Genomic DNA, 3,210 nt, shown 5'->3' with positions numbered 1-3,210 from the left:
GAGATAAAGAAAAACCGCAACGCTCGCCGCAAGATGAAAACTTGTTTTTCATCGAGGAAGCGTAAGATCCACGATACCAACATAAAGCACTTACTCCCTGCATTTAAATATAAAACCCATTTTTTTTGGCGATGCCACTTTTTGCCTACGGCCTTTTTTACGATCTTATTTTAAGCTAACGTATATATCAGATAGCCTTTTATAACCTATTGTTTTTAGGTAAAAAATATATTTGTTAGCTCTTGACAATGATGACGGTTGTACGGTATTGCATGCATGTCGTTATTTAATATAGGAGCTAATATGGAAAACGAAATAGAAAACGAACTGAGAACACTTTATTCAGAAAAGTATTATAGTACAGATTCACCATATGTATTTGGTGCATATGTTGCTGCAGTTAAAAAGAGATTAAAAGCCGATCTTATGATTGCTGTTTTATATAAAATAGCACAAGAAGAAAAAATAGATCTAACTTACCATACATCATTAAAACTTTGTAAGCTGTTTATGTCTCGCGGAATTCTATCTGATAGGTTATTTTTACATTTTGCTAATGTTGAAAATAATGGGAATGGATTAACAAAAAGAGAAGAAAAAAGGACGGCGAAAGATAAGATCTCTATTGATTATATTTGCATAAAAAATAAATATCAAAAAGATGTTGAAAGTAAACTTTCAAGATTTGATTTATTGTTTGACTATCATAATAAGGCAATAAAAAAATCTTACCGAAAATAAAAAATGCCTTGTCCTACCTGACCATGCAGGTATATTTTAAAGCTAACAAATATATATATTAGCAATACGCCATAAAAATAGAAAGTTAACGGATATATGTTTTAGCGATTGCCGCAGAAAGTGTAAAGCAAAAGTATATATGTCTTAGGTTGGTTAGGTGGTGGCGGATTTGGCAATATTTGACGAAATAGCGAAAATGAAATATTAATATATAAGCGGCAAGAAAAACATTATTGCGTATTTTTATTCGCAATAATGTAGGTTCGTTTTTTAGTTTTTCGAGTATGAGCGAGAAAAAATAAAAATGGCGGGCAGCCAAGAACCTTTGCCGTTCGACTTTTATTTCATTGGGAGCGAGCGACCTTTGAAATATTAGGAGAAAGGCAATGGGTTTGATTTTTTGCGACAGCGAAAAATAAACCCACAGGAGGACTAAAAAAGGGGCAAGATATGAAAGTAAACTTAACCAGACACCAGAAGGGGATTGCTGATGCAAGATTGCTAATGGCACAAGAACAGGCAATGCAAGCGGGTTCGTTTTTGAGTGTTTATGTAGATAAAATGATTAAAGATGTAATAAATCAAGTAAAAATAAATGCATCTGCAGAGTCAAAAGAGCAATACAAAACATTATACAAATCAATGATTTCTAGTAACAGGGGGAAAAGCGAACAGCAAATACTTTTGTCGTGCAACACTCGTGCAAGTTTTGACAAAACAAGAACAGCTTTCCGCTTTTGTATAGTGGAACAAATAAAACAGCTACGCCGTGAAGCTGAGAAATATTCTAAAAATAAAGACTATCAAAAAGCACAAGATCTAACAGTTGAAGCATTTAAACTATCCATAAAGTTTGAAGATGAGTTTTTAAGCGATAAGCGAGTTTTATTTTCTGACGTAAAATCAAAGATTGGTTATGATAAAAAATCATTAAGTAAAAGAAAAACGGCAAAAAATGCTCCTTCTGCAAATGATGTTTTTGGTAATATGAAGCCTGCTTTTTTTAAGCGTCATTCTGTTTGTTTTTCTGTGATAAATCGCTTTGGTATTAGGCCGTCAGAAATACAAAAAGGTGTCAAACTACAGTTTGAGAATGGACGTATTTTTGCCATTATAAAGGGTTCAAAAATAGCAGCGGATCGAGGTCAAAAAGTTCGAGCGGTTGGATATGAGCCTGATTTAAACAATGCAGCGGATAAGTTGCTTTTGGATGCTATAAAAAATAGTTCTGGTGTTTTAGAAGTTGTTCAAACAAAAAAAGATTATAACGCATTGAGAAAGCATTTTAATAAGTACCATAATGGATTTTCTTTATATTCTTACCGCCATTCTTTTGCCAGTGATTTGAAAAAATCAGGGGCTACACGTAAACAAATAGCGGAAGCGATGGGGCATAGAAATACAGTTTCGCAAGAGTTCTATGGATACTCTAAGCAAGGTAAAAGTGATCGTGAGTTCGTAGCAAAAGCGAGTGATGATATTAAAATAAAGCCCGATATAAAAGAATATATGAAAGCTAAAAATGATACCCAATCGTCTATTGGTAGCAAGATCTCGCAGTCTAAAAAATCGACTGGTGCAAATTTGCAGAGGGGTTCTCAGAAGTCGTTCAAGCTCAAGTAATGGCGTTCAATATTTTTGATAGACTATTGACGTATAAAGCAAATCAGTTATAACAGTGACAGATACAACAAAGCCAACCTGTGGAGGTTGGCTTTGAGGGACTAAAAAAGTTTGGCGACTTTTGAAGTCTTGTAATCAAGTGAGTCAAGCACTGGATTACGATAGGTAAGATAAATCTATCTTACTCCTTCGTAAAAGTCAAACCCATTTCCTTACAAGTCAAAAAAAATACCTAGCTTTTTCAAGTCCTTAAGCACCAACAAAGTTACTTTGCCTATTGTATCGGGATCTACCTGTGGAGCCGCGTATGGAGTCATATGCATGTGATTGTTCGGGTAGGTGTTGGTGTTTGGTCTAAACGGGGAGTGTTGCAAAAGACCAGACCGGGAACGAGTTCCTACGGTATTTGATGAGCGATCAGGTGAGCTATGAGAAAGCCCGACCATACAGGGGTTAGATTGCCGTAAGTAATACTATGGAGCGACTGAGGGGGTGCAACAGGGTGCCAGCATAGCCGAAAGGCAATGCAGCTCTAAGTCTCAGCTCTTTGGGTGAAGCACAACAAGACAGGCTCACCAAAGGATCGTCACTCTGATAGCGAGAGCTACCGGGGAGGCGAAACTTTGGGTGAAACACCCTTTAGGGTGGGTTCACGGCCTCTTTGGTGTTCCTTTGCGTAGCTCAGGCCGAAGGCTTATACAGAGTAAGTACAACTTTAAGAGATAAAGAAAAACCGCAACGCTCGCCGCAAGATGAAAACTTGTTTTTCATCGAGGAAGCGTAAGATCCACGATACCAACATAAAGCACTTACTCCCTGCATTTAAATATAAAACCCATTTTTTTT

The 3,210-nt window shown here is 36.5% G+C and carries 2 protein-coding genes; both read left to right on the top strand.

The genetic code is table 11. The features are described from left to right. The first annotated feature begins 303 nt into the window (after positions 1–303). The gene (locus tag DD606_RS24285) at positions 304–741 is read left to right on the top strand and encodes a hypothetical protein (RefSeq protein ID WP_103821922.1); all 438 of its coding nucleotides are present in this window, start codon (positions 304–306) and stop codon (positions 739–741) included. A gap of 450 nt (positions 742–1,191) precedes the next feature. After that, on the top strand, positions 1,192–2,364 hold the full coding sequence (locus DD606_RS24280) for a site-specific integrase (RefSeq protein WP_129259348.1): 1,173 nt from the start codon (positions 1,192–1,194) through the stop codon (positions 2,362–2,364). Positions 2,365–3,210: the final 846 nt, after the last annotated feature.

The sequence above is a fragment of the Enterobacter cloacae complex sp. GF14B genome, assembly GCF_004136805.1.
GTDB classification, from domain to species: Bacteria; Pseudomonadota; Gammaproteobacteria; order Enterobacterales; family Enterobacteriaceae; genus Enterobacter; species Enterobacter hormaechei_C.
This window is presented reverse-complemented; position numbering and strand designations above follow the sequence as displayed.